Source organism: Telluria sp. ZT3P26, assembly GCF_059686035.1.
Map to the genome: position 1 here is coordinate 250,063 of NZ_JCASII010000001.1, position 23,093 is coordinate 273,155.

The window sequence follows — 23,093 nt, forward strand, 5'->3', positions numbered from 1 at the left end:
GCGACAGCAGGGGATGCGCGAGGCCGGCGCAGGCTTATTTCTTGTAGATGCCCGCTTCGAGCACCACGCCGTCGACCAGCAGGATGTAGGTGGTCTTGGGTTCAATCTTGCCGGTGGCGGGATTCTTGTACTGGTAGTCGACCCAGCCCTTGCCCTTGGCAGCGGCCAGCTCGATGATCTCGCGCCGGTACTTCTTGCCGTTCGCATCGGGCACGTCGGTGAGGTCCTTGCCGACGATCGACGGGTTGTAGGGATGGGCCAGCACGATCCCGGTCTTGACGTCGCGCAGGTCGATGTACAGCTGGCCCTGGACAAAATCCGGGTCCTTGGCGTTAATGCGCTTCATCATTTCACCCTTGCCCTTGGCCTTGATCAGGGCGGCGCCGCGTTCGGCCATGGCGATGGCGTCTTTCTCGGTCGGCTCAATGGCCAGGGCAGCGGTTGATGCCAGCCCCAGGCACAGGGCGGCGGCGGTGGCGATCAGTTTCATGACGGTCCTTTCGCGTTGAATGCATCAGAAATATTGCTCAAGTGCATTCACTACTTTAGCGGCGCGTTTCCTTGCCGGATTGCGCAGGCACAAGTGCGCAGAAATCGCCCCGGGCGCCGTTGCGCCGATGCCGCACTTTTTCCTACTGCGGCCCGTGATTGTCCTATCCACGCTGTCAGACACCATCTCATTGATGGATGGCAATTGGCGTCCATTCGGCCTGCCTAAGATGGGTTCTTTCCGGCAATCCGCCGGCCTTTCCACCGTCTTCTTCTGGAGTTCTCCGTGAACACGACCGCCACGACGCCCACCAAGTTCAAGCCCTTCACGCGCCAGTCGATCGTGACCGCGCGCCAATGGGAATGGCTCACGCCCGAGCTGCAGGAAGCCGTGCAGGTGGTCTCGCATGTGCTGCCGTTTCGCACCAATGCGTATGTGATGGACACGCTGATCGACTGGTCGCGCGTGCCGGACGATCCGATCTACCGGCTGACGTTTCCGCACCGCGACATGCTTCCGGCCGCCGAATACGAGCAGCTGCGCGAGCTGGTGCTGGTCAAACAAGATGACGCCGCGATCGCGCGCCTGGTGCACGCGATCCGCATGCGCATGAATCCGCACCCGGCCGGCCAGATGACGCACAACGTGCCGCGCGTGAACGATGCGCCGCTCAGGGGCTTGCAGCACAAGTACAAGGAAACGGTGCTGTTCTTCCCGAGTGCCGGCCAGACCTGCCACGCCTATTGCACCTTCTGCTTTCGCTGGCCGCAGTTCGTCGGCATGGATGACCTGAAGTTCGATGCGCGCGAATGCGGCGAACTGGTGGACTACCTGAAGGTGCACACGGAGGTCACCGACGTGCTGATCACCGGGGGCGACCCGATGATCATGAATACGCGCTCGCTGGCCGAATCCCTCGAGCCGCTGCTGATCCCCGAACTGGAGCACATCCAGAACATCCGCATCGGCACCAAGTCGGTCGCGTACTGGCCGCAGCGCTTCGTGTCGGACAAGGACAGCGATGACCTGATGCGTCTGTTCGAAACGGTGGTCGCCAGCGGCAAGAACCTGGCCATCATGGGCCACTACAACCACGCGGTCGAACTGCGCGCACCGATCGCGCAGCAGGCGGTCAAGCGCATCGTCGGCACCGGCGCCACGCTGCGCATGCAGGGGCCGCTGATCCGCCACATCAACGAAGACCCGAAAAGCTGGGCCGAATTGTGGACCACCGGCGTGCGCCTGGGTGCAATTCCCTATTATATGTTCGTCGAGCGCGACACCGGCCCGCGCGACTACTTTGCACTGCCGCTGGCGCGCGCCCACGAGATTTTCCAGGCAGCCTATTCGATGGTCTCGGGCCTGTCGCGCACCGTGCGCGGGCCGTCGATGAGCGCGTTCCCCGGCAAGGTCGTGATCGACGGCGTCGTCACGATCAATGGCGAAAAGCTGTTCGCGCTGCAGTTCCTGCAGGCCCGCAATCCGGAATGGGTGCGGCGGCCGTTCTTTGCCAGGTACGACGCCACGGCGACCTGGCTCGATCACCTGAAACCGGCGTTCGGGCGCGACCGCTTCTTCTTCGAGACGGAAAGCGGCGGCCCGCTGCGGGGCGCCGGCGGCCGTGTGATCCCGCTGGTACCTGCCGGCCAGCGCGGCCACGCCCAGCCTGACGCGGCATAACCGGTCGACGTCCGGTCGGATGCTGCGCCATGCAACCCGGTGCCACGCTGGTGTCTCCCGCTACCCCGCGCCTGTCCGGCCTGGCGGTGTTCGTGTACGTGTTCGTGCCGTTCGCGCTGGGGCATTACCTGTCCTCGCTGCTGCGCAACGTGAACGCGGTGCTGGCATCGCAACTGGCAAGTGCGCTCGCGCTCACGCCGGGCCAGCTGGGGCTGCTCACCAGTGCGTTCTTCTTTGCGTTCGCGCTGGTCCAGCTGCCGGTCGGGATGGCGCTGGACCGTTACGGGCCGCGCCGCGTGCAGGTGGCGATGCTGCTGGTGGCGTCCTGCGGCGCGGTGCTGTTCGCGCGTGGCGGCGGCTTCTGGAGCCTGCTCGCGGCGCGCGCCGTCATGGGGTGCGGCCTGGGTGGCTGCTTCATGGCGGCGGTCAAGGCCGTGTCGATCTGGATCGCACCAAGCCGGCTGCCGTCGGTGCACGGCTACCTGATCGCCGTCGGCGGCATGGGCGCGGCCAGCGCCACGATGCCGGTGCGTGCGATGCTCACGTACACCGACTGGCGCGGCCTGTTCCTGCTGCTTGCCGGGCTGGTCGCCTGCACGGGCCTGCTGATTGCGTTGCTGTATCCGAAGACCCAGGATGCGGCGCCCGGGGGCGGCCCGCTATCACCGGTGCTGCCAGCGTTGCGCGAGGTGTGGCGCGCGCCCGGCTTTCGCGCCGTGGTGGCGCTGGTGCTGGTGCCGCACGCGGTGTTCTTCGGCGTGCAGGGCCTGTGGATCGGGCGCTGGCTGGCCGACGTGGCGCTGTACCCGGAAGACGCCGTGGCCTACCTGCTGTACCTGGGCATGGCGGCGGTGGTGTTCGGCGCCATCGCAGTGGGGATGATCACCGAGTGGGCCGGGCGGCGCGGCATGCCGCCGCTCGATGTGGCGGCCGCCGGCATCACGATGTTCGTTCTGATCCAGGCGGCGTTCGTGATCGGTTACCGGCCCAGCTTCCCGTGGCTGTCGGTGATGTTCACGCTGGCCGGCACGGTCACCGGCATCGATTACGCGATCGTGGCCCAGTCGATGCCGCGCGCGCTGACGGGGCGCGCCGCCACCTTCCTGAACCTCTTGATCTTCATTGGCGCCTTCCTGGTGCAGGCCGGGTTCGGCGTGGTGATCGGGTTTTGGCAGCCCGATCTGCTGGGCCACGCGCCTGCCGCTGCCTATCGCTGTGCATTCGCGCTGCTGGTGCTGATTCAGGTGCCAGGGTTGTGGCAGTACGCGCGTCGTCGCAAGGGGGCGCTTCTGCGGCAGGCGTGAGATTGCTTCGGCGTAACGTACATGGTGTAATGTTTTGTCAATATAAGATTTCTCCATTCTGTATTTTGGGGGAACACCATGCGACATCATCTTCCGCGCCTGTGCGCCGGCGCCACCATCCTGTTGCTGGCCGCCTGCGGCGACAAGTCGACGCTGCCGCAAGGCGCCGACATCGGGCCGCAGCCCGAGCTCAAGGCGCCCAACAAGACCCTGATCCCGACAGTCAACATCGCCAAGGCCACCGGCTGGCCTGCGGGCGTGATGCCCACGGCGGCGGCCGGCCTGGAAGTGAACGCCTTCGCCACGGCGCTCGATCATCCGCGCTGGGTGTACGTGCTGCCCAATGGCGACGTGCTGGTGGCCGAGTCGAATGCCCCGGCCAAGCCGGATGCGGGCGGGATTCGCAACTGGATCCAGGGCAAGGTGATGGCCCGCGCCGGCGCCGGCGTGCCGAGCGCGAACCGCATCACGCTGCTGCGCGATGCCGACGGCGACGGCGTGGCCGAGCTGAAAACCGTCTTCCTGAAGAACCTGCATTCGCCATTCGGCATGGCGCTGGTGGGCGACACGCTGTACGTGGCCAATGCCGATGCCATCGTGCGCTTCAGGTACAAGGAAGGCGCCACCGAGATCACGGAGGCAGCGCAGCCGGTCGCGCCGCTGCCGGGCGGGCTGAACCACCACTGGACCAAGAACATCATCGCCAGCCAGGATGGCAAGAAGCTGTATGCCACGGTGGGCTCAAACAGCAACGTCGCCGAGAACGGCATGGACATCGAAAAGAACCGCGCCGCGATCCTCGAGGTGGACCTGGCCAGTGGCGCCACGCGCGTGTTCGCGTCGGGCCTGCGCAATCCGAACGGCATGGCGTGGAATCCGGATACGGGCGCACTGTGGACGGTCGTGAACGAGCGCGATGAAATCGGCAGCGACCTGGTGCCCGACTACCTGACGTCGGTGAAGGAGGGCGGCTTCTACGGCTGGCCGTACAGCTACTACGGCAAGAACGTCGACGCGCGCGTCAAGCCGCAGCGGCCGGACCTGGTGGACAAGGCGATCGTGCCCGACTACGCGCTGGGTGCGCATGTGGCTGCGCTGGGGCTGACGTTTTACGAAGGCACGCTGCTGCCGGCGCAGTACCGGAACGGCGCGATCATCGGCAACCACGGCTCCTGGAACCGCAAGCCGCGCTCGGGCTATAACGTCGTGTTCATTCCGTTCAGGGATGGCATGCCGAACGGGAAGCCGGTCGACATTCTCAGTGACTTCGTCAACAAGGACGGCGAGGCGCAGGGACGGCCGGTGGGGGTTGCCGTGGACAAGAAGGGCGCAGTGCTGGTGGCGGATGATGTCGGCAACGTGATCTGGCGGGTGGTGCCGGACGCCGGGTAATACCAAGACGTCCCCACCTCGTTCCAGCGAAGGCTGGAACCCAAGTGTGCTTGCGTTACTGGCACCGCGAAGAACTTGGGTTCCCGCCTCCGCGGGAACGACGTGTTTCAGGCGCAGCCCGTCACCAAGAGCACCGGAATCCCGGTCCACGCCACCGCCACCACGGCCAGCACTGCACTGGCCGCACCCACGTAATCCACAAACTCATCGGACCCCTGGCGCAGGCGCTTGCCGGCCAGGGCGCCGACCCACACGCACGCCGCCATCGACAGCAGCGTCGCGCCGCCCAGCAGCCACGGATTGGGCCCCGCAGCGCGCAGTGCGCCCGGTGTGCACTGGCTCGCCGCGACGATGTAGGCGAACGCGAAGTGCGCGCCCCAGATCAGCAGGGGCAGCGAGGCGCGCGTGGCGCGCGAAAAGAAATGGTCGCTCATCGCATCACTCCATCACCAGCAGCAGGCCGCGGATCACCAGGAATCCGGTGAGGCCCTGCAGCGTCACGTAATGCCAGATCAGCGCGATATTGTCGCGCGTGGCGCGGTTCTCGGCACTGATCATGCCGCGCCAGGCGCGCACGCACAGGTACGGCGCGGCCAGCAGCAGCACGAACAGCATGATGCCCTGGAAGCCGAGCAGGATCGAGATCGACGCGCTCCACGTGTCGCGCGTGCCGTCCAGGTTCACCAGGCGCCAGCTGTGGACGTCGACACCGAAGGCGGCAGCGGTACACGCCAGCGCCACGATCAGCACCCACGGCGTGAGCTTGTTCGAGACCCGGTCGCTCAGCCACACCAGCGCGGAGCCGCCCAGCAGCAGGCCGCCCGACAGCAGCGTCCACGACCACGCCGGCAGCGATGCGCCCGGCGGTGGGCAGATCTGCAGCCGCATCGACGTGTGGATGTAGACGTAGGCGAACGAGCAGTAGATCAGGAACAGCACGATCAGCATGATGAACGTGCCCCACCACGAGTGCGACGCCGTGCCGCGCGCGCCGATCGGCAGGATGACGCCGCCGCCGATGTCGGCCTCGCGCATCGGCACCTTCTGGTCCGACTGCCACAGCCAGGCGATGATCGAGCCGATGGCGATCAGGCCGCAGATGATCGCCAGCACATTGGCTTTCACGGTCAGCAGCAGGAAGAAGCCGGCGGTGCCGAAGGCGCCCAGCACGGTCAGCCAGCTGTCGCCCGGCAGGATCATCAGGTAGGTCGGCTTTGCGCTGACCGGGCTGGTGGAGATGGTTTCGCGGCGGCCGGTAACGGTGTTCGGGAGGTAGTGGCGACCTTCGGCGACTTCCTGCGACAGCGTCGGCTGGTCCCACAGCGGGTCGTCCGACGTGACGATCGGGATGCTGCGGTTGCCGTAGTCTTCCGACGGCAGCCACTCGAGCGTGGCCGCATTCCACGGATTGCCCACGTCCTTGGTCGGACGGCGCAGCGTGCGCGTGGCGTCGATGATCATCAAGAGGATGCCCAGGGCGAACAGGAACGAGCCCAGGGTCGAGATCATGTTCAGCGCATCCCAGCCCATTTCGCTCGAATACGTGTAGACGCGGCGCGGCATGCCGAACAGGCCCGTGATGTGCATCGGGAAGAAGCTGATATTGAAGCCCCCGAACAGCAGCCAGAAGGTCCATTTCGAGAGGCGCTCGGACATCGTGTTGCCGTTGATGAGCGGGATCCAGTAGTAGATCGCGGCAAACACCGGGAACACCATGCCGCCGATGAGCACATAGTGCAGGTGGGCCACGATGAAGTAGGTGTCGTGTACCTGCCAGTCGAACGGGATCACGGCCACCATCACGCCGGTCAGGCCGCCGAGCACGAAGATGAACATGAAGCCGAGCATGAACAGCGTCGGTGCATTCATCCTGATGCGGCCACTCCACAGCGTGGCGATCCAGCCGAACACCTGGATGCCGGTGGGGATCGCCACGGCCATGCTGGCCGCCGAGATCAGGCTCATTTCAATGACGCCCAGGCCCGCCGTGAACATGTGGTGCGCCCACAGGCCGAAGCTGAAGATGCCCACGCCAACGAGTGCGACGACGATTGCGCGGCGGCCCACGAGGCGGTTGCCGGCAATCGTCGGGATCATCGTCGAGATCATGCCGGCAGCCGGCAGGAAGATGATGTAGACCTCGGGGTGGCCGAAGAACCAGAACAGGTGCTGCCAGATGATCGGGTCGCCGCCGCGTTCGGGGTCGAAGATCGGCAGGTTCAGCGCGCGCTCGAGTTCGAGCAGCGCCGTGCCGGCAATCACGGCCGGGAAGGCGATCACGATCATCACGCCCACGACCAGCATCGCCCATGCATAGATCGGCATGCGGCGCAGCGTCATGCCGGGCGCGCGCGTGAACAGGATGCCGACGATCAGTTCGATGGCGCCGGCGATGGCGGAAATCTCGATGAAGCCGATCCCCAGCAGCCAGAAGTCGGCATTCAGGCCGGGCGAATATTTCATCCCCGTCAGCGGCGGGTACATGAACCAGCCGCCGTCCGGCGCCAGGCCCCAGAACAGCGTGCAAAAGAAGGCCAGGCCACCGAAGGCATAGCACCAGAACGCATACGCGGACAGGCGCGGGAACGGCAAATCGCGCGCGCCCAGCATATTCGGCAGCAGATAAACGGCGATCGCCTCGACGATCGGAATCGCGAACAGGAACATCATCACGGTGCCGTGCATCGTGAAGATCTGGTTGTAGGTGCCGGCCGAGACCAGGTCGTTGTCCGGCACCGACAGCTGCACCCGCATGATCAGGGCCAGGATGCCGGCCAGGATGAAGAACAGGATCGCGGTGCCGATGTACAGCAGGCCGATATTGGTGTTGTTGACCGACTTGAAGAAGCCCAGGCCGGATGGCGTCTTCCACACGGCCTCCAGTTTTTCCAGCTCCTCTGGCGGGCGGGGGGCGGAGTTGGGTAAGGTTGCGTCGCGCGTCATTTCAGGTGCTCAAGGTAGGTGGCCAGTGCGCGCAGGGTCTCGCCGTCCAGGTCCGGGGAGGGCGGCATGAAGACGCCCGTTTTGATGGCTTGCGGGTCGGCGATCCAGCCGGCCAGCGTACCGCGGTGATTGCGCAGCGTGCCGGCAGCGATGTGCCGGCGGCTGCCGATGTGCGTCAGGTCGGGGCCGAGGCGCGGGGCATCGGCAATCCGTTCATCCAGCTGCGGCGCGACATCGGTCACGCCGCGGATCGTGTGGCAGGTCTGGCACTGCTGCGCGAGAAACGCCTCGCGGCCGCGCTGCAGCACCGTGGTGTCGGCCGGCACGGCCGGCTGGGCCTGGCGCGCGAGCCAGGCGTCGAACTCGGGACGCGGCAGGGCGATCACATGGAACGCCATGCGTGCGTGCTGTTCGCCGCAGTATTCGGCGCACTGGCCGCGGTAGGTGCCCGGCTTGTCGGCGCGCAGGTTCAGGCCCGTCACGCGGCCCGGGATCATGTCGCGCTTGCCCGCCAGCGACGGCACCCACAGGCTGTGGATCACGTCCGATGCGGTCAGGCCCAGGTACACCGATTCGCCGACCGGAATATAAATTTCGTTGGCGCTGATGATTTCGCGGTTGCTGGTCGGGTCGCGGTAGCGCACTTCCCACCACCACATCTTGCCGGTCACGGAGATGCTCAAGGCCTTGTGCGAGGTTTGCGGCACCAGTTGCCCGGTACGCCAGGTGCTCCAGGTGAGCAGCGCGGTGAGCACGATCACCGGGAACGCGATACCGGCGCCCAGGATCCAGACACCGGGCGTGATCGGGCGCGCCTGGCGCCGCATGGCCAGCGCGAGCAGGCCCATGACGATGGCGAAGATCACCGTGCCGCCGACGAACAGGACCCACGTGAACTGATAGATGATGGCCGCGTCGGCGCCGGCCGGATGCATGACGGACTGGATGTCGCTTATTGGCGTCATATTATTTGAGCGAATACATGAAAGCGGCCATGTGGCGCGCTTCGTCGTTGCTGATGCCGAGCGCCGGCATCAGGGTGCCGGGTTTTACAGCGGGGGGATTCTGCAGGAAGCGGATCATGTTCTCTGGCTGGTTCGGGATGCTGCCGGCGATGTAGCTCATGCGGCCCATGGACTGGAGCGACGGACCGGCATCGCCATTCGGACCCTGTACTTCGGGGATGAAGTGGCAGGCGGCGCACTGGTATTGCTGCACCAGCAGGCGGCCGCGTTCGGGGTCGCCGCCGGCCACGCGCGAGGCGGGTTTTTCCTTTGCACAGCCGCTCGCCAGGGCTGCGCAGACGAGCAGGGCGCCCGTGCTCAGGTGCGTAGTCAGGCAAGTCCGCAGCACAGAAAGCAAGCGTTGGTGTTGACGAGATGGGTTGCGCACGGTTGATTTTTCGTGAAAAAGCGATGGCTTTTATAATACAAGGAAAGTAGATGTCATTCTTTCAACTGGACGCCCTAGGCTATGCTATCTAATCGCGCACGACTTATTGTCAAGACCATGGTGTTGACCCTGCTGGGCGCGGGCGCGATCGGCGCCGTCGGTGGCCTGATCGTGCTGCGCGGCGGCTTCTATGACCTGAGCGCGATCACGCAGCATTACGCGCTGGTCTACACGGTGCTGGGCGAGGGAATGCAGTACTCGGTGCAGAACCACGCGCGCGAGGTCGTGGTGCCACCCAACCTTAACACGCCCGAGCGCCTGCAGCGCGGCGCGCTCGTCTACCAGGCCAATTGCGTGCAATGCCACGGCGGGCCGGGCGTTGCGCCCAGCACGATCGGCATGAGCATGCAGCCGGCCCCGGGCCCGCTCGTCGATGCCGACGTCAACTGGAAGACGCGCGAGCTGTACTGGATCACCCGCAACGGCATCAAGATGAGCGGCATGCCGGCCTGGGAATACCACCTGAGCGAGCCGGACATGTGGGCCGTGGTGGCATTCGTGGGCGCCATGCCGGGCATGACGAGCCAGGACTTCAAACGCATGACGGCGGGCGGCGCCGTTCCGCCGCAGGTCGAACAGACAGCAACGGACCGCGCGCAGCAGGGACAGGAAGGCCAGCCATGAAATCCACGATCACCATCCTTCTCGGCCTGTCTGCGCTGCTGGTCGGCTGCGCGCCGAAACTGGCCCCCGGCCTGGTGGGCGACCCGATGCGCGGCAAGATCGCCGCCGCGCAATACGCCTGCCATTCCTGCCACGTGGTGCCGGGTGTGCCCGGTTCCGACGTGCGCGTGGGCCGGCCGCTCGACGCGCTCGCGCAGCAGCGCTACATTGCGGGCAAGCTGCCCAATACCCAGGCCAACCTGGTGCGCTGGATCCGCGATCCGCAGGCGATCGATCCGGGCAATGCGATGCCGAACATGGGCGTGAGCGAGCGCGATGCGATCGATATCAGCGCCTACCTGCTGAGCCACTAGCGCAGTCGATGAGATGAGTCATTGACACCATTCATTGGTATCATTCGCGTTTTTCTACAGGAATGACATCATGAGACTGGTCCGCTATGGCCGCCCGGGCAAGGAAAAGCCGGGCCTGTTCGATGAAGAGGGGCGCCTGCGCGACCTGTCCGGGATCATCGACGATATCGATCCGTCGCAGCTGTCCGACAAGGCACTGCGCAAACTCGCCAAAGTCGACCAGAAAACGCTGCCGCTCGTGCGCGGCAATCCGCGCCTGGGCGTGCCGGTCAAGGGCATCGGCAAATTCATCGGCATCGGCATGAACTACCTGGACCACGTGCGCGAAACGGGCGCCGAGGTGCCGGCCGAACCGATCTTCTTCACCAAGGCCATCAGCGCCCTGAACGGCCCGGACGATCCGATCCAGCTGCCGAAAGGCTCGAAGAAAACCGACTGGGAAGTCGAACTCGGGGTGATCATCGGCACGCGCGCCCAGTACGTGAGCGAAGAAGAGGCGCTCAAGTTCGTGGCCGGCTATTGCGTGGTGAATGATGTGACTGAACGCGCCTATCAGTTCGAGATGGGCTCGCAGTGGGACAAGGGCAAAGGTTGCGATACCTTCGGCCCGGTCGGCCCGTTCCTTGTCACGCGCGACGAGATCCTCGACGTGCAGGACCTCGACCTGTACCTTGAACTGAACGGCAAGCGCATGCAGACCGGGAACACGGCCAGCATGATCTTCAGCGTCGCGCAGCTCGTGAGCTACGTGTCGCGCTTCATGACGCTCGAACCGGGCGACATCATCACCACCGGCACGCCACCGGGCGTGGGCATGGGCCGCACGCCGCAACGCTTCCTCAAGAAGGGCGACCAGCTGCGCCTGGGCATCGCCGGTCTCGGTGAGCAGCAGGCCGACGTCTTGGCGTATCCGAAGTAAGCCGTATCAAGGCGGGCCGCCGCGCGGCTCGCCGGCATCCGGTACGGCCGTGCGCGCCGTATTCATCACCATCGCCAGCAGCGTGTAATAGCCACAGATCCCCGTCAGATCGACCGCGCCCTGTTCGCCGAACAGCGCCAGCGCGTCCGCGTACACGCGGTCCGGTACTGCCTTGGTCTCGTGCAGCGCGATGCAGAAATCGTGCACCACCGCCTCGTCGACCAGCATGTCCGCGGGCCGCTCCCGCGCTGCAATCGCTGCAATCACCGATGTCGGGATCCCCGCCTGCGCCGCGATCGGCGCGTGGATCGCCCATTCCACTGCCTGGTCCCACTGGCGCGCGGTGACCAGGATTGCCAGCTCCGACAACCGCACGCCGATTGCGCTGCGGTAGCGCAGGTACTCGCCCATGCGCTGCGCATGCTGCATCAGTTCGGGACTGCGCAGCAGCGGCACGAACGGGCCGTAGACGGCGCCGCGCGGGCCGTCGATGATTTCCTGCGCGGCGGCGCGCTGGGCCGCGCTCAATGCGTGATCGGGAATGGGGCCGAGACGTTCACTCATCGCGCATACCCGCCTGTTGCATCGAAATTGAAAGCAGGAAAATATTCGCACGGCCCGCGTCAAAAATCAAAAGAAGTGCTGCGGAGCACGCTTATCGTCAAGCGTTGCAACCACCGCCGAGGGAGCCGTCCATGAGCCACATCATCCACCGCAACCTGCGCCAGGTACCGCCCACGGCGGTCGGCGGCGAGGGCATCGTGCTGCGCGACAGCAGCGGCAAGACCTATCTCGACGCCAGCAGCGGTGCGGCCGTGTCGTCACTGGGCCACGGCCACCCGGACGTGATCGCGGCCATGCACCGCCAGATCGACCGCTGCGCCTATGCCCACACCGCGTTCTTCACCACCGACGTGGCCGAGCAACTGGCCGGGCGCCTGATCGCCGGCGGGCCGCAGGACATGGGTGGCGTGTATTTCGTCTCGGGCGGCTCGGAAGCGATGGAGACCGCGCTCAAGCTGGCGCGCCAGTACTGGGTCGAGGCGGGCGAGCCGCAGCGCACGCAGTTCATCGCGCGCCGCCAGAGCTACCATGGCAACACGCTTGGCGCGCTGGGCGTGGGCGGCAACGAATGGCGCAAGCGCGCCTTTGCCCCGCTGCTGAAAGAGGCGCTACGCGTCGCGCCCTGTTACGCCTACCGGGGCTGCAGCGGCGGCATGTCGCTCGACGACTACACGGCCGGCCTGCTCGACGAACTGGAAACGGCCGTCATCAAGGCCGGGCCGGACACCATCATCGCCTTCGTTGCCGAACCGGTGGTGGGCGCCACCGGCGGCGCGATCCCGCCCACGCCGGGTTACTTCCAGGGCGTGCGTGATATCTGCGACCGGCACCGCATCCTGTTCATCGCTGATGAAGTCATGTGCGGCATGGGCCGCACTGGCAGCATGTACGCGATCGGGCAGGAGGGCGTGGCGCCGGACATCGTGGCCGTGGCCAAGGGCCTGGGTGCCGGCTACCAGCCGATCGGCGCAGTGCTCGCGCACGAGGCCATCGTCGACACGCTGCGCCAGCGCAGCGGCATGTTCCAGCACGGGCACACGTATGTCGGCCACCCGGTGGCGGCAGCAGCGGCGCTGGCGGTGCAGCAGGTGATCGAGCGTGACGACCTGCTGGCGCAAGTGCAGCGCCGAGGCGCGCTGTTGCGGCGGATGCTGGGCGATGCGTTTGGAACGCATGAACACGTGGGCGATATCCGCGGGCGCGGGCTTTTCATGGCGCTGGAATTTGTGCGGGACCGGGAGACGAAAGCGCCGTTTGCGCCGGAGATCAAACTGCACGCGGCGCTCAAGGCTGAGGCGATGGCGCGGGGTTTGCTGGTGTATCCGATGGGGGGGACGATCGATGGTCAGCTGGGTGACCATGTGTTGCTGGCGCCGCCTTTCATCGTGACGCCGGGGGAGTTGTCGGAGATTGTGTCGCGGCTTGCCGATGCGGTGGAGGCCGCGATCGTGGGCTGATGCGGGCGTTGGTGGTGCGGTGCGAAACTTGGGTTCCCGCCTTCGCGGGAACGACGATATATCGGTCACGTGCCTGAAAAACCGTCATTCCCGCGGAGGCGGGAATCCAGGTCAGCCAGCACAACAGTCACGTCACATCAAGCCACGACCTTGCGAATCCAGGTCGAGATGTCCTGCACCTCTTCAAGGCACAGCGTGTGCTGCATCGGATACGCGTGCCACTCGACCTGATAGCCGAGCGCCTCGACGACCTTGCGCGACTCTTCGGCGCGGGCAAACGGCACCACCGGATCCTGCACGCCATGCGCCATGAAGATCGGCGTACCCAGGCTCGCTTCGCTGCGCTCGGCACCGGCCACGCTGGCCAGCGGCAGGTAACCGGACAGGCACAGCATGCCCGCCAGTTTCTCGGGATGGCGCAAGCCGGTCTGCAGCGTCATCGCGCAACCCTGCGAGAAGCCGGCCAGGATGATGCGCGAGGCCGGGATGCCACGCGCTTTTTCGCGGGCGATCAGCGCCTCGACCTGCAGCTGCGATGCGCGCAGGCCGCCTTCGTCTTCGCGCCGCGTGAGGTCGGTGGCGACGATGTCGTACCACGAGCGCATCACGTAGCCGCCGTTGATCGTCACCGGCATCGTGTTCGCATGCGGGAAGACGAAGCGGATGCCCGGCAGGCCGGTCAGGTCCAGTTCGCGCACGAGCGGCACGAAGTCATTGCCGTCGGCGCCCAGGCCGTGCAGCCAGACGATGGCGATGGTCGGATTCGGAGCGGTCTCGATTTCGATATTGTCCAGCAGCTGGGTCATGGTGTCTTTCGCAATGCCGATTTGGGGCGGAAGGTCTTGCTGACCGCCGGATTGGTTTCCATGTACGGACCGCCGATCAGGTCGACGCAGTAGGGAACGGCCGCGAAGATGCCGCCCACGATCGTGGCGCCGGCGTCGTCCTTGAGGCCTTCGAGTGTTTCCTTGATCGACTTGGGCTGGCCCGGCAGGTTCATGATCAGGGCCGCATGGTCTGCGGTTTCACGGATCACGGCCGTCTGGCGCGACAGGATCGCGGTTGGCACGAAGCGCAGGCTGATCTGGCGCATCTGTTCGCCGAAGCCCGGCATCTCTTTGGTCGCGACGGCCAGCGTGGCCTCGGGCGTGACATCACGCCGCGACGGGCCGGTGCCGCCGGTGGTGAGCACCAGGTGGCAGCGCGCCGTGTCGACCAGATCGGTCAGCGTGGCTTCGATGGCTGCGCGCTCGTCCGGGATCAGTCGCGTCTCGATGCGATACGGTGTCGTCAGCGCGCTGGCCAGCCAGTCGGTCAGCGCCGGGATGCCCTTGTCTTCGTACACTCCGCCGCTGGCGCGGTCGGAGACGGAGACGAGGCCGATCACCAGCACATCGTCAGCGATAGCGTTACTCGTCGTCGGACTCGTCATCGTTCGCTTCTTCGTCGGCAGCGGCTGCGGCGTCGGCTTTCTTCTTCTTTTGCAGGTCCTTGAGGATCTGGAAGATTTCGCGGAAGGCTTTCGGCGGCTTCGATTCGGCCACTTCCTTGCGCGCGTTGCGAATCAGCGTGCGCAGGTGCTGGACGTCGAGCTCGGGATTTTCTTCGAGCAGCACGGTCAGCGCCGTGTCGTCCGACAGCAGCTTGTCGCGGCGGCGTTCGAGCGCATGCAGCGACGCTGTCTCGGCCTTCGACGCGCCTTTCCAGCTGTCGATCGTGCGCTGGATGACGGCGACTTCTTCTTCGTTCAGCGTGCGCATCTTCTTGCCCACGAATTGCAGCGCGCGGCGCCGGCCTTCGTGGTTGGTGATGGTCTGGCACGTGAGGATGGCATCGCGCACGTCCTCCGGCATCTCGACGCGCTTGACGCGGTCACGCGCTGCTTCGACGAGCTGCTCGCCGAGCTTTTGCAGCTCGTTCGACTGGCGCTTGAGCTCAGACTTGGAGGGACGGTCGTACTCTGGTTCGAACTCGTTGGACTGGAAGCCCACCGAGCCGCGATTTGGATTAGGCATGATTTGAATGATTTGATTGGCGCTGGGCCGATCAGTGAAAACAGTAAACGGCTGCTATGATAACTGTTTTAGGGCTGGCCACGAAAAACACCGATGAACGACACCCCTTTTACCCACACCCAGGATCAGCTGAAACAGCTGGCGCGCGACATGCTGGCCCTCGCGCGCGAGCAAGGCGCGTCGGATGCAGCGGTTGAAATCAGTGAAGGGAGCGGGTTGTCGGTTTCTGTGCGTAAAGGCAACATCGAGACGATCGAGCAGAACAAGGACAAGGGCCTGGGCATCACCGTGTATTTTGGCCAGCGCCGCGGCAACGCGAGCACGTCCGATTTTTCCGCCGCGTCGCTCAAGGCCACCGTCGAAGCAGCATCGAACATCGCGCGCTTTACCGCTGAGGATGACTGCGCCGGCCTGCCCGATGCTGACCTGATCGAAACCGCGCCGCGCGACCTGCGCCTGTTCTACCCGTGGCCCATCTCCACCGAACAAGCCGTCGAACTGGGCCAGCGCTGCGAAGCTGCCGCGTTCGCCGTCGACAAGCGCATCACCAACAGCGAAGGCGCCAGCGTCTATGTGCAGCAATCGCACTTCGTCGCTGCCAACTCGCGTGGTTTCCTTGGCGGCTATCCGTTTTCGCGCCACACGATCTCGGTCGCGCCCATTGCCGGCAAGGGCAATGCGATGCAGCGCGACGACTGGTACACGTCGTCGCGCGACCCAATGCAACTGGCCGCACCTGAACAAGTCGGCCGCTACGCCGCCGAACGCGCGCTGGCGCGCCTGCATGCCCGCAAGCTCACCACCCGCACCTGCCCGGTGCTGTTCGAAGCGCCGCTGGCCGCGGGCCTGCTGGGCGCGTTCGTGCAGGCCGTCTCCGGTGGCGCGCTGTACCGCAAGTCCACGTTCCTGCTCGACATGCTGGGCAAGCCGGTGTTCCCATCGTATATCCAGGTGGTCGAAGACCCGCACCTGATCGGCGGCGTCGGCTCGGCCCCGTTCGATGACGAAGGCGTCAAGACCGTGCGCCGCAAGGTGATCAGCGATGGCGTGCTGCAGGGCTATTTCTTGTCATCGTACACGGCGCGCAAGATGGGCATGCCAACGACCGGCAATGCCGGCGGCGCGCACAACCTCGAGATCGTCTCGACGGCCACACGCCGCACCGATGACTTCGAGGGCATGCTGCGCAAGCTCGGCACGGGCCTGCTGGTTACCGAACTGATGGGGCAGGGCGTCAACTACGTCACCGGCGATTATTCGCGCGGTGCATCCGGTTACTGGGTCGAGCAGGGCGTGATCCAGTATCCGGTCGAAGAAATCACGATCGCCGGCAATATGCGCGATATGTTCCAGCAGATCGTTGCCGTCGGCACCGACACGCTGGTTCGCGGCAACAAGACCACGGGCTCGATCCTGATCGAGAACATGGTCATTGCCGGCAACTAAGGAAAACGCATGACCCGTTTCGTTCGCATCGACAAGGAAAGCAGCCCGAAGACGGTGCTGCTCAACCTCGACCTGGTAGCCACCGTCGAGCTCGCTCCCCAATCTGATCTGCTCAGCTCGAGCGGGGACAGTCGCAAGGTGTATGCCACATTCCTGGCGCCGGATAAAACCGCGATCGCCACCCTGCTTTTCGACAGCAGCAGCGACGCTAACGCCTGGGTAAAGGCACATCTGGGCGTCGATCTGTAACCTACTTAAAGGATCGTGCATGGCCACCATCGAGTTGTATCGAGCATTCGACTTCCGTACTGCCCAGGACTGGGAGTGGACCATCACCGAGGCGATCCAGAATCGCATCACGATCGAGGGTGCGGGCAACAAGCAGACCTTCAGCGGCGCTTTCTCGTATCTCGGCATCGACCGGGTGGCCGGCACGGTCACCGGCACGTCCTTTTTCCAGAACGACGTCGAAGTCTACCGCGTCTCGGATGCACAGCTCGACGCCGGCCGGATCGCGCAATTCGCGCGCAACGAACTCGATACCCAGCAGACCTACGCCTATGTGCTGTCGGGCGCCGACACGGTCATCGGCAGTGCCGGCAACGACTTCCTCAATGGCTATGGTGGCATCGATACCGCCGTCTACCGCGGCACGGCCGCCAGCTACTCGGTCCGTGGCAGCGACAGCTCGTTCGCGGTGACCGGCGCGGCCGGCAGCGACACCCTGATCAATGTGGAGCGCCTCGCTTTCACCGACAAGCACATCGCCATCGACGTCGGCGCCAACGACAATGGCGGCACCATCTACCGCCTGTACGAGGCCGCGCTGAACCGCACGCCGGATAGCGCGGGTCTTGGCTACTGGATCGACCGCCTCGACAATGGCGCGAACACCGTCGACATCGCCGCCGGCTTCATCGGCAGCGCCGAATACGCCACCTTGTACAACGGCGTGACCAGCAATACCGACCTGGTGACGAAGTACTACACGAACATCCTCGAGCGCGCGCCGGACGCGGGCGGCCTGGCTTACTGGGCCGGCCTGCTCGACAGCGGAAAGGCAAGCACCGCCCAGGTGCTCGAGGCCATCAGCGACAGCGCTGAAAACATCGCAGCGGTCGCGCCGCTCATCGCCAACGGCTTCGAGTACGTCCCGTACGGCTGACGCTCTCCATGGTATTGGCATCAAAAAAGCGCCGTCGACCCGACGGCGTTTTGCATTGCACGCCCCGCAGCTACCCGCGCGCGCTCAATGAAAAGCCGGGGTCAGGTCTGACATTCGGACACGAGCTCGACAGTTGGGCAGTCGAAACCAGCTGGCACTGAAGAGCCGGGGTCAGGTCTGACATTCGGACACGAGCTCGACAGTCGGGCAGTCGAAACTAGCTGGCACGGGCCACGCTGATGATGGGCTAGACACCACTGGACGTGGCTAAGGATGAGGTCGTGTCCAAATGTCAGACCTGACCCCAGCTGTGAAAGTTGAGGTCGTGTCCAAATGTCAGACCTGACCCCAGCTTTACCGGCTTTATTTGCGCGCGCGGATCGCGTTCAGCACCGGCTGCAGTACTGCTGCGCCCAGGCGTGCGCTGCGTGCGCCGTCCCAGCCGACCAGCGGATCCGGGTCGTTTGCGTTGTCCTTGAACGGCAGTTCGAGCGTCAGCGACAGGGCGCCGAAGGTGTGCGTGATGTGCGGCGAGCCCATGGTCAGGGTCTGGTCAGTGTAGGGCGTCTTGCCGTAGCCGTGCACGTCCTGGAAGTCCGGGCTGGCGATCTTGAAGTCGGCAATGAAGCTGGCCTGCGCCGCGCCTTGCTCGGCAGTGAAGTTCGGCAGCGACTCGCTGCCGGCCACGAACACGTACGGCAAGCCTTCGTCGCCGTGCACGTCGAGGCACACGTCCACGCCCGTCTCGTGCATCTTCTGGCGCACCAGGAAGACTTCCGGGCTGCGCTCCATGCTCGGATTGAGCCACTCGCGGTTAAGGTTCGCGCCGGCGGCATTCGTGCGCAGGTTGCCGCGCACCGAGCCGTCCGGGTTCATGTTCGGCACGACGTAGAACACCGACTCTTTCAGCAGCTGGCGGCCGAACGGGTTGGCCGGATCGAGCAGCGCGTCGAGCATGCCTTCGACGAACCATTCGGCCATCGTCTCGCCCGGGTGCTGGCGCGCGATGACCCAGACCTTCTTCTTGCCTTCGGCCGGCTCGCCGATCACCAGCATGTTCAGGTCGCGGCCGTCGACGGTCGAACCCAGGTCGAGCATGCGCACGTTTTCGGCCATCTGGGCGCGGTCGAGCAGTTCGAGGTGGCGTTCGAACGAATACGGCTCGAAGTAGGCGTAATACACGCTGTCCATGCCGGGCGTGTGTTCGATGGCCAGCACGCTGCCGTCGAACGACGTCGGCACGCGGAACCAGTTCACGCGGTCGTAGCTCGCCATCGCCTGGTAGTTTTCCCAGCCGGCCGGATAGGCGGCCTTGCCGGCATTGAGCAGGCGGATGGTGCAGGCTTGCCCTTGCGCGCCCTGCAGGCGGAAATAGAACCACTGGATGATGTCGGCGTGCGAATCCTTGCGGATGTTCAGGTCGATGGCGTTCGCGCTCGTGGCGTTCACGACCTCGATGGCGCCAGCGTCGAATTGGCTGCTGATCTTGATAGACATGGTGTTGTCCTGTGTTGGGAAGGTGCGTAGAACGATGATGATACCCGTTTTCAGCAGGCGTTCGCTAGGCTGGCCGGGTTCCCGGCAGGGCCGTGAAGTGGCGTCGCAGCGCCTCCAGCGCCACGCGCACCTTGGCCGGATCGCCGTCGCGCCGCGGCGTCATCGCCGATACCAGCAGCGGCGCCGACTGCCATTGCGGCAGCACGCGCACCAGCGCGCCGCGCTCGATCGCGGCGTGTGCGTCGGCGTGGCCAAGGCGCGCCAGGCCCATGCCCTGTTCGCACATCTGGTGCAGCGACAGCTGGTTGTTGCTGACGATGCGCGCCTGCACCTGCAACTGCACCTGCACCTGCACCTGCACCTGCACGTCGGCATCGGCATCGGCCCGGTGCAGATCGAGCGCCATCGTGGCCGGACCGTCGTCGGCGTCGACGCCGTCGCGCGTGGAGGTGAGCCAGGCGTGATCTGCCAGCGCCTGCGGCGTGGCAGGCACGCCGTGCCGCGCCAGGTAGGCCGGCGCCGCACACACGATCATCTCGAACTGGCACAAGGGCCGCGCGATCCAGCGCGAATCGGGCAGGCGGCCGGCGCGGATCGCCAGGTCGATACGCTCGCCGATCAGGTCGATCATAGCGTCGTCCACCAGCAGGCGCAGGCGCAGCTGCGGCCAGGCCGCCAGCACGGGCGCGAGCGCCGGCGCGATATGGGCGCCGAAGCCCACCGGCGCGGCCACCCGCAGTTCGCCGCTGGGCGCATCGCGCGCCTGCAGCAGCGAATCGCTGGCCGCACTTGCTGCTTCCAGCAGCCGCAGGCAGTGCGGATAGCAGCGCGCGCCGGCCTCGGTCAGTGTCAGCTTGCGGGTCGAGCGGTGCAGTAGCGTCACGCCGGCCTGCGCCTCGAGCGCGCGGATGGTCTGGCTGACGGCCGACGGGCTCATGCCGAGGCGGCGCGCGGCGCCGCTCATCGAGCCGGCGGCGACGGTTTCGGCAAACACGGCATACGGTTTGAGATCAAGCATCTGTTAGCCCAGCTTCAAGGTGATAGTGAATTTTCCTATCTTATCGCCCCGTCGTGAAGCCGGTATCGTAAGTAGCTCATTCACGTATTCAGGAGTCACCATGCACATCGCCCTCATTGGCGCCACCGGTTTTGTTGGCGCCGCCGTCCTTGCCAACCTGCTGCAACGCGGCCACCAGGTCACTGCCTTGGTGCGCGACGCCGCGCGCCTGCCTGCGCAGCCCGGACTGACCGTGGCCGTGGCCGACGCCTATGACTCACACACCGTCGCCCGTGCCGTGGAAGGCGCGGACGCCGTCGTTTCGGCCTTCAATCCGGGCTGGAACGATCCTGCCCTGTACGACAACTTCACGCGCGGCTTCGATGCGATCGTGCGCGGCGTCGAGGGGAGTAGCGTGCGACGCCTGCTGGTGGTGGGCGGCGCCGGCAGCCTGTTCGTCGCGCCCGGCGTGCAGCTGATCGATACACCGCAGTTTCTGGATCACGTACCGCCGAACGTGGTGCCCGGCGCACTCGCCGCGCGCGACGCCTTGACGGCACTGCGCGCCAACACGGTGCTCGACTGGACCTATCTGAGCCCGCCGGCGATGCTGGGACAGGGCGAGCCGACCGGTGCCTATCGTCTGGGTGGCGACGACCTGCTGATGGATGGCGCGCAGCCGGCCGGCATCGCCGTGGCCGACCTGGCGCTCGCCATCGTCGACGAGATCGAGCAGCCGCGCCATGTGCGCGCGCGTTTTACGGTCGCGACAAGGTAACCGGCGCCAGCCCGCCGAAGCGGCTGCGAAACGCCGCATCCGCCTCGGGCGTGGCCGCATCCTCGACGCGCAGCATGGCCAGCACGTGCTCCTCGGCGCGTTCGTGACTCAGTTGATAAATGGTGCGCGCCAGCGCATACGCGTCGGCGCCCGGCCACGGGTCGGGCAGCAGGGGCAGCGGCAGCATCGGGTCGTGCAGCTGCACGCGGCGGTAGGCGTGGATCAGCAGGGTGCGGATCGCGAACGCGTGCGCCGGGCTGACGTCACCGCGCGCCAGCATGGCCGGCAGCGGGGCAAACGTCTCGATGAAGCCGCGGTACCCGAGCACCACCGCATCGAGGTTCCAGCAGTCGCCCACCAGTTCGGGCAGCGGGCGCGAACCGGCGTCCGGCACCTCATCGGCCTGGCACACGAACACGCGCCCCTCGGCCCCCGTGCGCGCGAGGATATCGCGCAGTGTGTCGCGGTCCGGCGCCGGATGCGCCATCACACCGCTGGCCAGCATCGCAAAGCCTTCCCATTCGAGTTCCTTGCGCACCAGCGCGCGCAGGTCGCTGTCGATGCTGCCATTCGTGGCCAGCACGAACGTCCAGCGGCCATCCCAGTCCTGCCCGGGCGCCGCGTAGATGCGGCGGTTGGCACGCTCGAAGCGCGGCAGCGCCGTCGGCGCCAGCGCATAGCGGCTGCGCCGGCCTTCGCGGCTGGCCGTCAGCCAGCCTTCCTGCACCAGCCGGAACACGCTGGTGCGCACCAGCCGGTCGTTCACGCCGAAGGGCGCCAGCAGCTCGATCATGCTGCCGAGCCAGAAGGCGCCGCCATGGGGCGCGATCGCGTCGCCGCAGATCGTCACCACCAGCGACTTGTGGCGCGGAGGATCCGTGGCCAGGCTGTGGGCGATCCACTGGGTGCTGGTCATGTCATTCACGGGCTGGCTCGATATGATTCAAAATTATTGTGTACTTCCGATTTTTTGTATCGTATTATGATTCTCACAGATTTTGCAACGGGAGAGATCCATGTACGCACAAATGGTGGAGACAGGCCTCAATAAAGTCCGCACAGAACAGGACATGAGCGCCGAAGAGGGGGCATTCCAGGCGCGCATCGACGCCGGGATCAAGATCGAACCGAAGGACTGGATGCCGGAAGCATACCGCAAGACGCTGATCCGGCAGATCTCGCAGCATGCCCATTCCGAGATCGTCGGCCAGCTCCCGGAAGGCAACTGGGTCACGCGCGCGCCGACCCTGCAGCGCAAGTCGGTCCTGCTGGCCAAGATCCAGGACGAGGCCGGCCACGGCCTGTACCTTTACAGCGCCGCCGAGACCCTGGGCGTCTCGCGCGACGAGCTGCTGGCGGCCCTGCATGCCGGTAAAGCCAAGTATTCGAGCATCTTCAATTACCCGACCCTGAGCTGGGCCGACATGGGCGCGATCGGCTGGCTGGTCGACGGCTCGGCGATCATCAACCAGATCCCGCTGTGCCGCTGCTCGTACGGGCCGTATGCGCGCGCGATGGTCCGCGTCTGCAAGGAAGAATCGTTCCATGCGCGCCAGGGCTACGACATCATGATGGCGCTGGCGAAGGGCACGCCCGAGCAGAAGGCGATGGCGCAGGATGCGCTCAATCGCTGGTGGTGGCCGTCGCTGATGATGTTCGGGCCGTCCGATGCCGAGTCGGTCAACAGCGCGCAGTCGAGCGCCTGGCGCATCAAGCTGTTCTCCAACGACGAACTGCGCCAGCGCATGGTCGACCAGACCGTGCCGCAAGCCGAGTACCTGGGCCTCACGGTGCCGGATCCTGACCTCAAATGGAATGCCGAACGCGGCTCGTACGACTTCGGCGCGATCGACTGGGCCGAGTTCTACGATGTTTTGAAAGGCAACGGCCCGTGCAACCGCGAGCGCCTGCGCACGCGCGTCAAAGCCTGGGACGACGGCGAATGGTTCCGCGACGCGCTGGTGGCGCACGCCGACAAGCAGGCCGCAAAAAAAGTGGCCGCCTGATTCCAACGCAG

General features: G+C 65.5%; 24 protein-coding genes. 12 read left to right on the top strand and 12 right to left on the bottom strand.

Annotated features, from left to right (window positions below; translation table 11 throughout):
• Positions 1-34: 34 nt before the first annotated feature.
• Positions 35-490, bottom strand: a complete 456-nt coding sequence (locus tag AC56LN_RS01125) for a cache domain-containing protein (protein WP_499569506.1) — start codon at positions 488-490, stop codon at positions 35-37.
• 285 nt (positions 491-775) lie between these two features.
• Between AC56LN_RS01125 and AC56LN_RS01130 the strand changes: the two genes are divergently transcribed.
• The 3 genes from AC56LN_RS01130 (at position 776) to AC56LN_RS01140 (ending at position 4,866) form a co-directional block, all read left to right on the top strand.
• Positions 776-2,170 carry a KamA family radical SAM protein gene (locus tag AC56LN_RS01130; protein WP_499569507.1) on the top strand — a complete coding sequence of 465 codons (1,395 nt, stop codon included), beginning with the start codon at positions 776-778 and terminating at the stop codon, positions 2,168-2,170.
• A 29-nt stretch (positions 2,171-2,199) separates the two neighbouring features.
• A complete protein-coding gene (locus AC56LN_RS01135) occupies positions 2,200-3,474 on the top strand; it encodes an MFS transporter (protein WP_499569508.1) in 1,275 nt (424 codons plus the stop codon).
• A 78-nt stretch (positions 3,475-3,552) separates the two neighbouring features.
• Positions 3,553-4,866, top strand: coding sequence for a PQQ-dependent sugar dehydrogenase (locus tag AC56LN_RS01140; RefSeq protein ID WP_499569509.1), 1,314 nt, complete (start codon positions 3,553-3,555; stop codon positions 4,864-4,866).
• A gap of 107 nt (positions 4,867-4,973) precedes the next feature.
• On the opposite strand, the gene AC56LN_RS01145 is transcribed toward AC56LN_RS01140, so the two are convergent.
• From AC56LN_RS01145 to AC56LN_RS01160, 4 genes are read right to left on the bottom strand one after another with little or no spacing between them, the layout of a single operon-like run.
• Positions 4,974-5,300: a hypothetical protein gene (locus tag AC56LN_RS01145; protein ID WP_183556231.1), complete on the bottom strand. Its 327-nt coding sequence runs from the start codon at positions 5,298-5,300 to the stop codon at positions 4,974-4,976.
• Positions 5,301-5,304: 4 nt separating this feature from the next.
• Positions 5,305-7,809, bottom strand: coding sequence for a cytochrome c oxidase subunit I (gene ctaD / locus AC56LN_RS01150; RefSeq protein WP_499569510.1), 2,505 nt, complete (start codon positions 7,807-7,809; stop codon positions 5,305-5,307).
• A complete protein-coding gene (coxB, locus tag AC56LN_RS01155; RefSeq protein ID WP_499569511.1) occupies positions 7,806-8,774 on the bottom strand; it encodes a cytochrome c oxidase subunit II in 969 nt (322 codons plus the stop codon). Before coxB ends, ctaD begins: the two co-directional genes overlap by 4 nt.
• Before the next feature lies 1 nt (position 8,775).
• The gene (locus tag AC56LN_RS01160) at positions 8,776-9,162 is read right to left on the bottom strand and encodes a c-type cytochrome (RefSeq protein ID WP_499569512.1); all 387 of its coding nucleotides are present in this window, start codon (positions 9,160-9,162) and stop codon (positions 8,776-8,778) included.
• 156 nt (positions 9,163-9,318) lie between these two features.
• On the opposite strand from AC56LN_RS01160, the gene AC56LN_RS01165 reads away from it, so the two are divergent.
• The 3 genes from AC56LN_RS01165 to AC56LN_RS01175 all read left to right on the top strand — a co-directional run bounded on the left by AC56LN_RS01165 (position 9,319) and on the right by AC56LN_RS01175 (position 11,157).
• Positions 9,319-9,885, top strand: coding sequence for a c-type cytochrome (locus tag AC56LN_RS01165; RefSeq protein WP_499569513.1), 567 nt, complete (start codon positions 9,319-9,321; stop codon positions 9,883-9,885).
• On the top strand, positions 9,882-10,238 hold the full coding sequence (locus tag AC56LN_RS01170; RefSeq protein WP_499569514.1) for a c-type cytochrome: 357 nt from the start codon (positions 9,882-9,884) through the stop codon (positions 10,236-10,238). Before AC56LN_RS01165 ends, AC56LN_RS01170 begins: the two co-directional genes overlap by 4 nt.
• A gap of 70 nt (positions 10,239-10,308) precedes the next feature.
• On the top strand, positions 10,309-11,157 hold the full coding sequence (locus AC56LN_RS01175; protein WP_499569516.1) for a fumarylacetoacetate hydrolase family protein: 849 nt from the start codon (positions 10,309-10,311) through the stop codon (positions 11,155-11,157).
• A 6-nt stretch (positions 11,158-11,163) separates the two neighbouring features.
• On the opposite strand, the gene AC56LN_RS01180 is transcribed toward AC56LN_RS01175, so the two are convergent.
• Positions 11,164-11,721, bottom strand: coding sequence for a carboxymuconolactone decarboxylase family protein (locus AC56LN_RS01180; RefSeq protein ID WP_499569518.1), 558 nt, complete (start codon positions 11,719-11,721; stop codon positions 11,164-11,166).
• A 131-nt stretch (positions 11,722-11,852) separates the two neighbouring features.
• On the opposite strand from AC56LN_RS01180, the gene AC56LN_RS01185 reads away from it, so the two are divergent.
• Positions 11,853-13,178 (top strand): aspartate aminotransferase family protein, encoded by a 1,326-nt coding sequence (locus tag AC56LN_RS01185; RefSeq protein WP_499569520.1) that lies wholly within the window; start codon positions 11,853-11,855, stop codon positions 13,176-13,178.
• A 137-nt stretch (positions 13,179-13,315) separates the two neighbouring features.
• On the opposite strand, the gene AC56LN_RS01190 is transcribed toward AC56LN_RS01185, so the two are convergent.
• The 3 genes from AC56LN_RS01190 to yjgA are packed head-to-tail and all read right to left on the bottom strand — an operon-like array spanning position 13,316 to position 15,193.
• On the bottom strand, positions 13,316-13,984 hold the full coding sequence (locus tag AC56LN_RS01190) for an alpha/beta hydrolase (protein WP_499569521.1): 669 nt from the start codon (positions 13,982-13,984) through the stop codon (positions 13,316-13,318).
• Positions 13,981-14,610: a molybdopterin adenylyltransferase gene (gene mog / locus AC56LN_RS01195; protein ID WP_499569522.1), complete on the bottom strand. Its 630-nt coding sequence runs from the start codon at positions 14,608-14,610 to the stop codon at positions 13,981-13,983. The genes AC56LN_RS01190 and mog overlap by 4 nt, the downstream gene beginning before the upstream one ends.
• Positions 14,588-15,193 (bottom strand): ribosome biogenesis factor YjgA, encoded by a 606-nt coding sequence (gene yjgA / locus AC56LN_RS01200; RefSeq protein ID WP_482896287.1) that lies wholly within the window; start codon positions 15,191-15,193, stop codon positions 14,588-14,590. The genes mog and yjgA overlap by 23 nt, the downstream gene beginning before the upstream one ends.
• 93 nt (positions 15,194-15,286) lie before the next feature.
• Between yjgA and pmbA the strand changes: the two genes are divergently transcribed.
• From pmbA to AC56LN_RS01215, 3 genes are read left to right on the top strand one after another with little or no spacing between them, the layout of a single operon-like run.
• Positions 15,287-16,639 carry a metalloprotease PmbA gene (gene pmbA / locus AC56LN_RS01205; protein WP_499569524.1) on the top strand — a complete coding sequence of 451 codons (1,353 nt, stop codon included), beginning with the start codon at positions 15,287-15,289 and terminating at the stop codon, positions 16,637-16,639.
• A 9-nt stretch (positions 16,640-16,648) separates the two neighbouring features.
• On the top strand, positions 16,649-16,888 hold the full coding sequence (locus tag AC56LN_RS01210) for a hypothetical protein (RefSeq protein ID WP_499569525.1): 240 nt from the start codon (positions 16,649-16,651) through the stop codon (positions 16,886-16,888).
• A 19-nt stretch (positions 16,889-16,907) separates the two neighbouring features.
• Positions 16,908-17,804, top strand: coding sequence for a DUF4214 domain-containing protein (locus tag AC56LN_RS01215; protein WP_499569526.1), 897 nt, complete (start codon positions 16,908-16,910; stop codon positions 17,802-17,804).
• Between the two features lie 363 nt (positions 17,805-18,167).
• On the opposite strand, the gene AC56LN_RS01220 is transcribed toward AC56LN_RS01215, so the two are convergent.
• Together AC56LN_RS01220 and AC56LN_RS01225 are read right to left on the bottom strand one after the other, a co-directional pair.
• Positions 18,168-19,301 (bottom strand): M14 family metallopeptidase, encoded by a 1,134-nt coding sequence (locus tag AC56LN_RS01220; protein WP_499569527.1) that lies wholly within the window; start codon positions 19,299-19,301, stop codon positions 18,168-18,170.
• 64 nt (positions 19,302-19,365) lie between these two features.
• The gene (locus tag AC56LN_RS01225) at positions 19,366-20,319 is read right to left on the bottom strand and encodes a LysR family transcriptional regulator (protein ID WP_499569528.1); all 954 of its coding nucleotides are present in this window, start codon (positions 20,317-20,319) and stop codon (positions 19,366-19,368) included.
• 100 nt (positions 20,320-20,419) lie between these two features.
• On the opposite strand from AC56LN_RS01225, the gene AC56LN_RS01230 reads away from it, so the two are divergent.
• Entirely contained in the window at positions 20,420-21,076 is a 657-nt protein-coding gene (locus AC56LN_RS01230; protein ID WP_499569529.1) for an NAD(P)-dependent oxidoreductase, read from the top strand.
• Here the strand turns inward: AC56LN_RS01230 and paaX are convergent.
• A complete protein-coding gene (paaX, locus tag AC56LN_RS01235; RefSeq protein ID WP_499570762.1) occupies positions 21,057-21,992 on the bottom strand; it encodes a phenylacetic acid degradation operon negative regulatory protein PaaX in 936 nt (311 codons plus the stop codon). The two genes, AC56LN_RS01230 and paaX, sit on opposite strands and share 20 nt — an antisense overlap.
• A gap of 100 nt (positions 21,993-22,092) precedes the next feature.
• Between paaX and paaA the strand changes: the two genes are divergently transcribed.
• Positions 22,093-23,082, top strand: a complete 990-nt coding sequence (gene paaA / locus AC56LN_RS01240; protein WP_499569530.1) for a 1,2-phenylacetyl-CoA epoxidase subunit PaaA — start codon at positions 22,093-22,095, stop codon at positions 23,080-23,082.
• Positions 23,083-23,093 lie beyond the last annotated feature (11 nt).

Excerpts from the sequence above, each read along its gene's own strand:
- AC56LN_RS01175 (WP_499569516.1), top strand. The coding sequence starts at position 10,309 with ATGAGACTGGTCCGCTATGGCCGCCCGGGCAAGGAAAAGCCGGGCCTG.
- AC56LN_RS01230 (WP_499569529.1), top strand. The coding sequence starts at position 20,420 with ATGCACATCGCCCTCATTGGCGCCACCGGTTTTGTTGGCGCCGCCGTC.
- AC56LN_RS01180 (WP_499569518.1), bottom strand. The coding sequence starts at position 11,721 with ATGAGTGAACGTCTCGGCCCCATTCCCGATCACGCATTGAGCGCGGCC.
- AC56LN_RS01225 (WP_499569528.1), bottom strand. The coding sequence starts at position 20,319 with ATGCTTGATCTCAAACCGTATGCCGTGTTTGCCGAAACCGTCGCCGCC.
- AC56LN_RS01190 (WP_499569521.1), bottom strand. The coding sequence starts at position 13,984 with ATGACCCAGCTGCTGGACAATATCGAAATCGAGACCGCTCCGAATCCG.
- AC56LN_RS01215 (WP_499569526.1), top strand. The coding sequence starts at position 16,908 with ATGGCCACCATCGAGTTGTATCGAGCATTCGACTTCCGTACTGCCCAG.
- yjgA (WP_482896287.1), bottom strand. The coding sequence starts at position 15,193 with ATGCCTAATCCAAATCGCGGCTCGGTGGGCTTCCAGTCCAACGAGTTC.
- mog (WP_499569522.1), bottom strand. The coding sequence starts at position 14,610 with ATGACGAGTCCGACGACGAGTAACGCTATCGCTGACGATGTGCTGGTG.
- AC56LN_RS01210 (WP_499569525.1), top strand. The coding sequence starts at position 16,649 with ATGACCCGTTTCGTTCGCATCGACAAGGAAAGCAGCCCGAAGACGGTG.
- AC56LN_RS01135 (WP_499569508.1), top strand. The coding sequence starts at position 2,200 with ATGCAACCCGGTGCCACGCTGGTGTCTCCCGCTACCCCGCGCCTGTCC.
- coxB (WP_499569511.1), bottom strand. The coding sequence starts at position 8,774 with ATGACGCCAATAAGCGACATCCAGTCCGTCATGCATCCGGCCGGCGCC.
- AC56LN_RS01220 (WP_499569527.1), bottom strand. The coding sequence starts at position 19,301 with ATGTCTATCAAGATCAGCAGCCAATTCGACGCTGGCGCCATCGAGGTC.
- AC56LN_RS01145 (WP_183556231.1), bottom strand. The coding sequence starts at position 5,300 with ATGAGCGACCATTTCTTTTCGCGCGCCACGCGCGCCTCGCTGCCCCTG.
- AC56LN_RS01125 (WP_499569506.1), bottom strand. The coding sequence starts at position 490 with ATGAAACTGATCGCCACCGCCGCCGCCCTGTGCCTGGGGCTGGCATCA.
- AC56LN_RS01165 (WP_499569513.1), top strand. The coding sequence starts at position 9,319 with ATGGTGTTGACCCTGCTGGGCGCGGGCGCGATCGGCGCCGTCGGTGGC.
- paaX (WP_499570762.1), bottom strand. The coding sequence starts at position 21,992 with ATGACCAGCACCCAGTGGATCGCCCACAGCCTGGCCACGGATCCTCCG.
- paaA (WP_499569530.1), top strand. The coding sequence starts at position 22,093 with ATGTACGCACAAATGGTGGAGACAGGCCTCAATAAAGTCCGCACAGAA.
- AC56LN_RS01170 (WP_499569514.1), top strand. The coding sequence starts at position 9,882 with ATGAAATCCACGATCACCATCCTTCTCGGCCTGTCTGCGCTGCTGGTC.
- AC56LN_RS01185 (WP_499569520.1), top strand. The coding sequence starts at position 11,853 with ATGAGCCACATCATCCACCGCAACCTGCGCCAGGTACCGCCCACGGCG.
- ctaD (WP_499569510.1), bottom strand. The coding sequence starts at position 7,809 with ATGACGCGCGACGCAACCTTACCCAACTCCGCCCCCCGCCCGCCAGAG.
- pmbA (WP_499569524.1), top strand. The coding sequence starts at position 15,287 with ATGAACGACACCCCTTTTACCCACACCCAGGATCAGCTGAAACAGCTG.
- AC56LN_RS01140 (WP_499569509.1), top strand. The coding sequence starts at position 3,553 with ATGCGACATCATCTTCCGCGCCTGTGCGCCGGCGCCACCATCCTGTTG.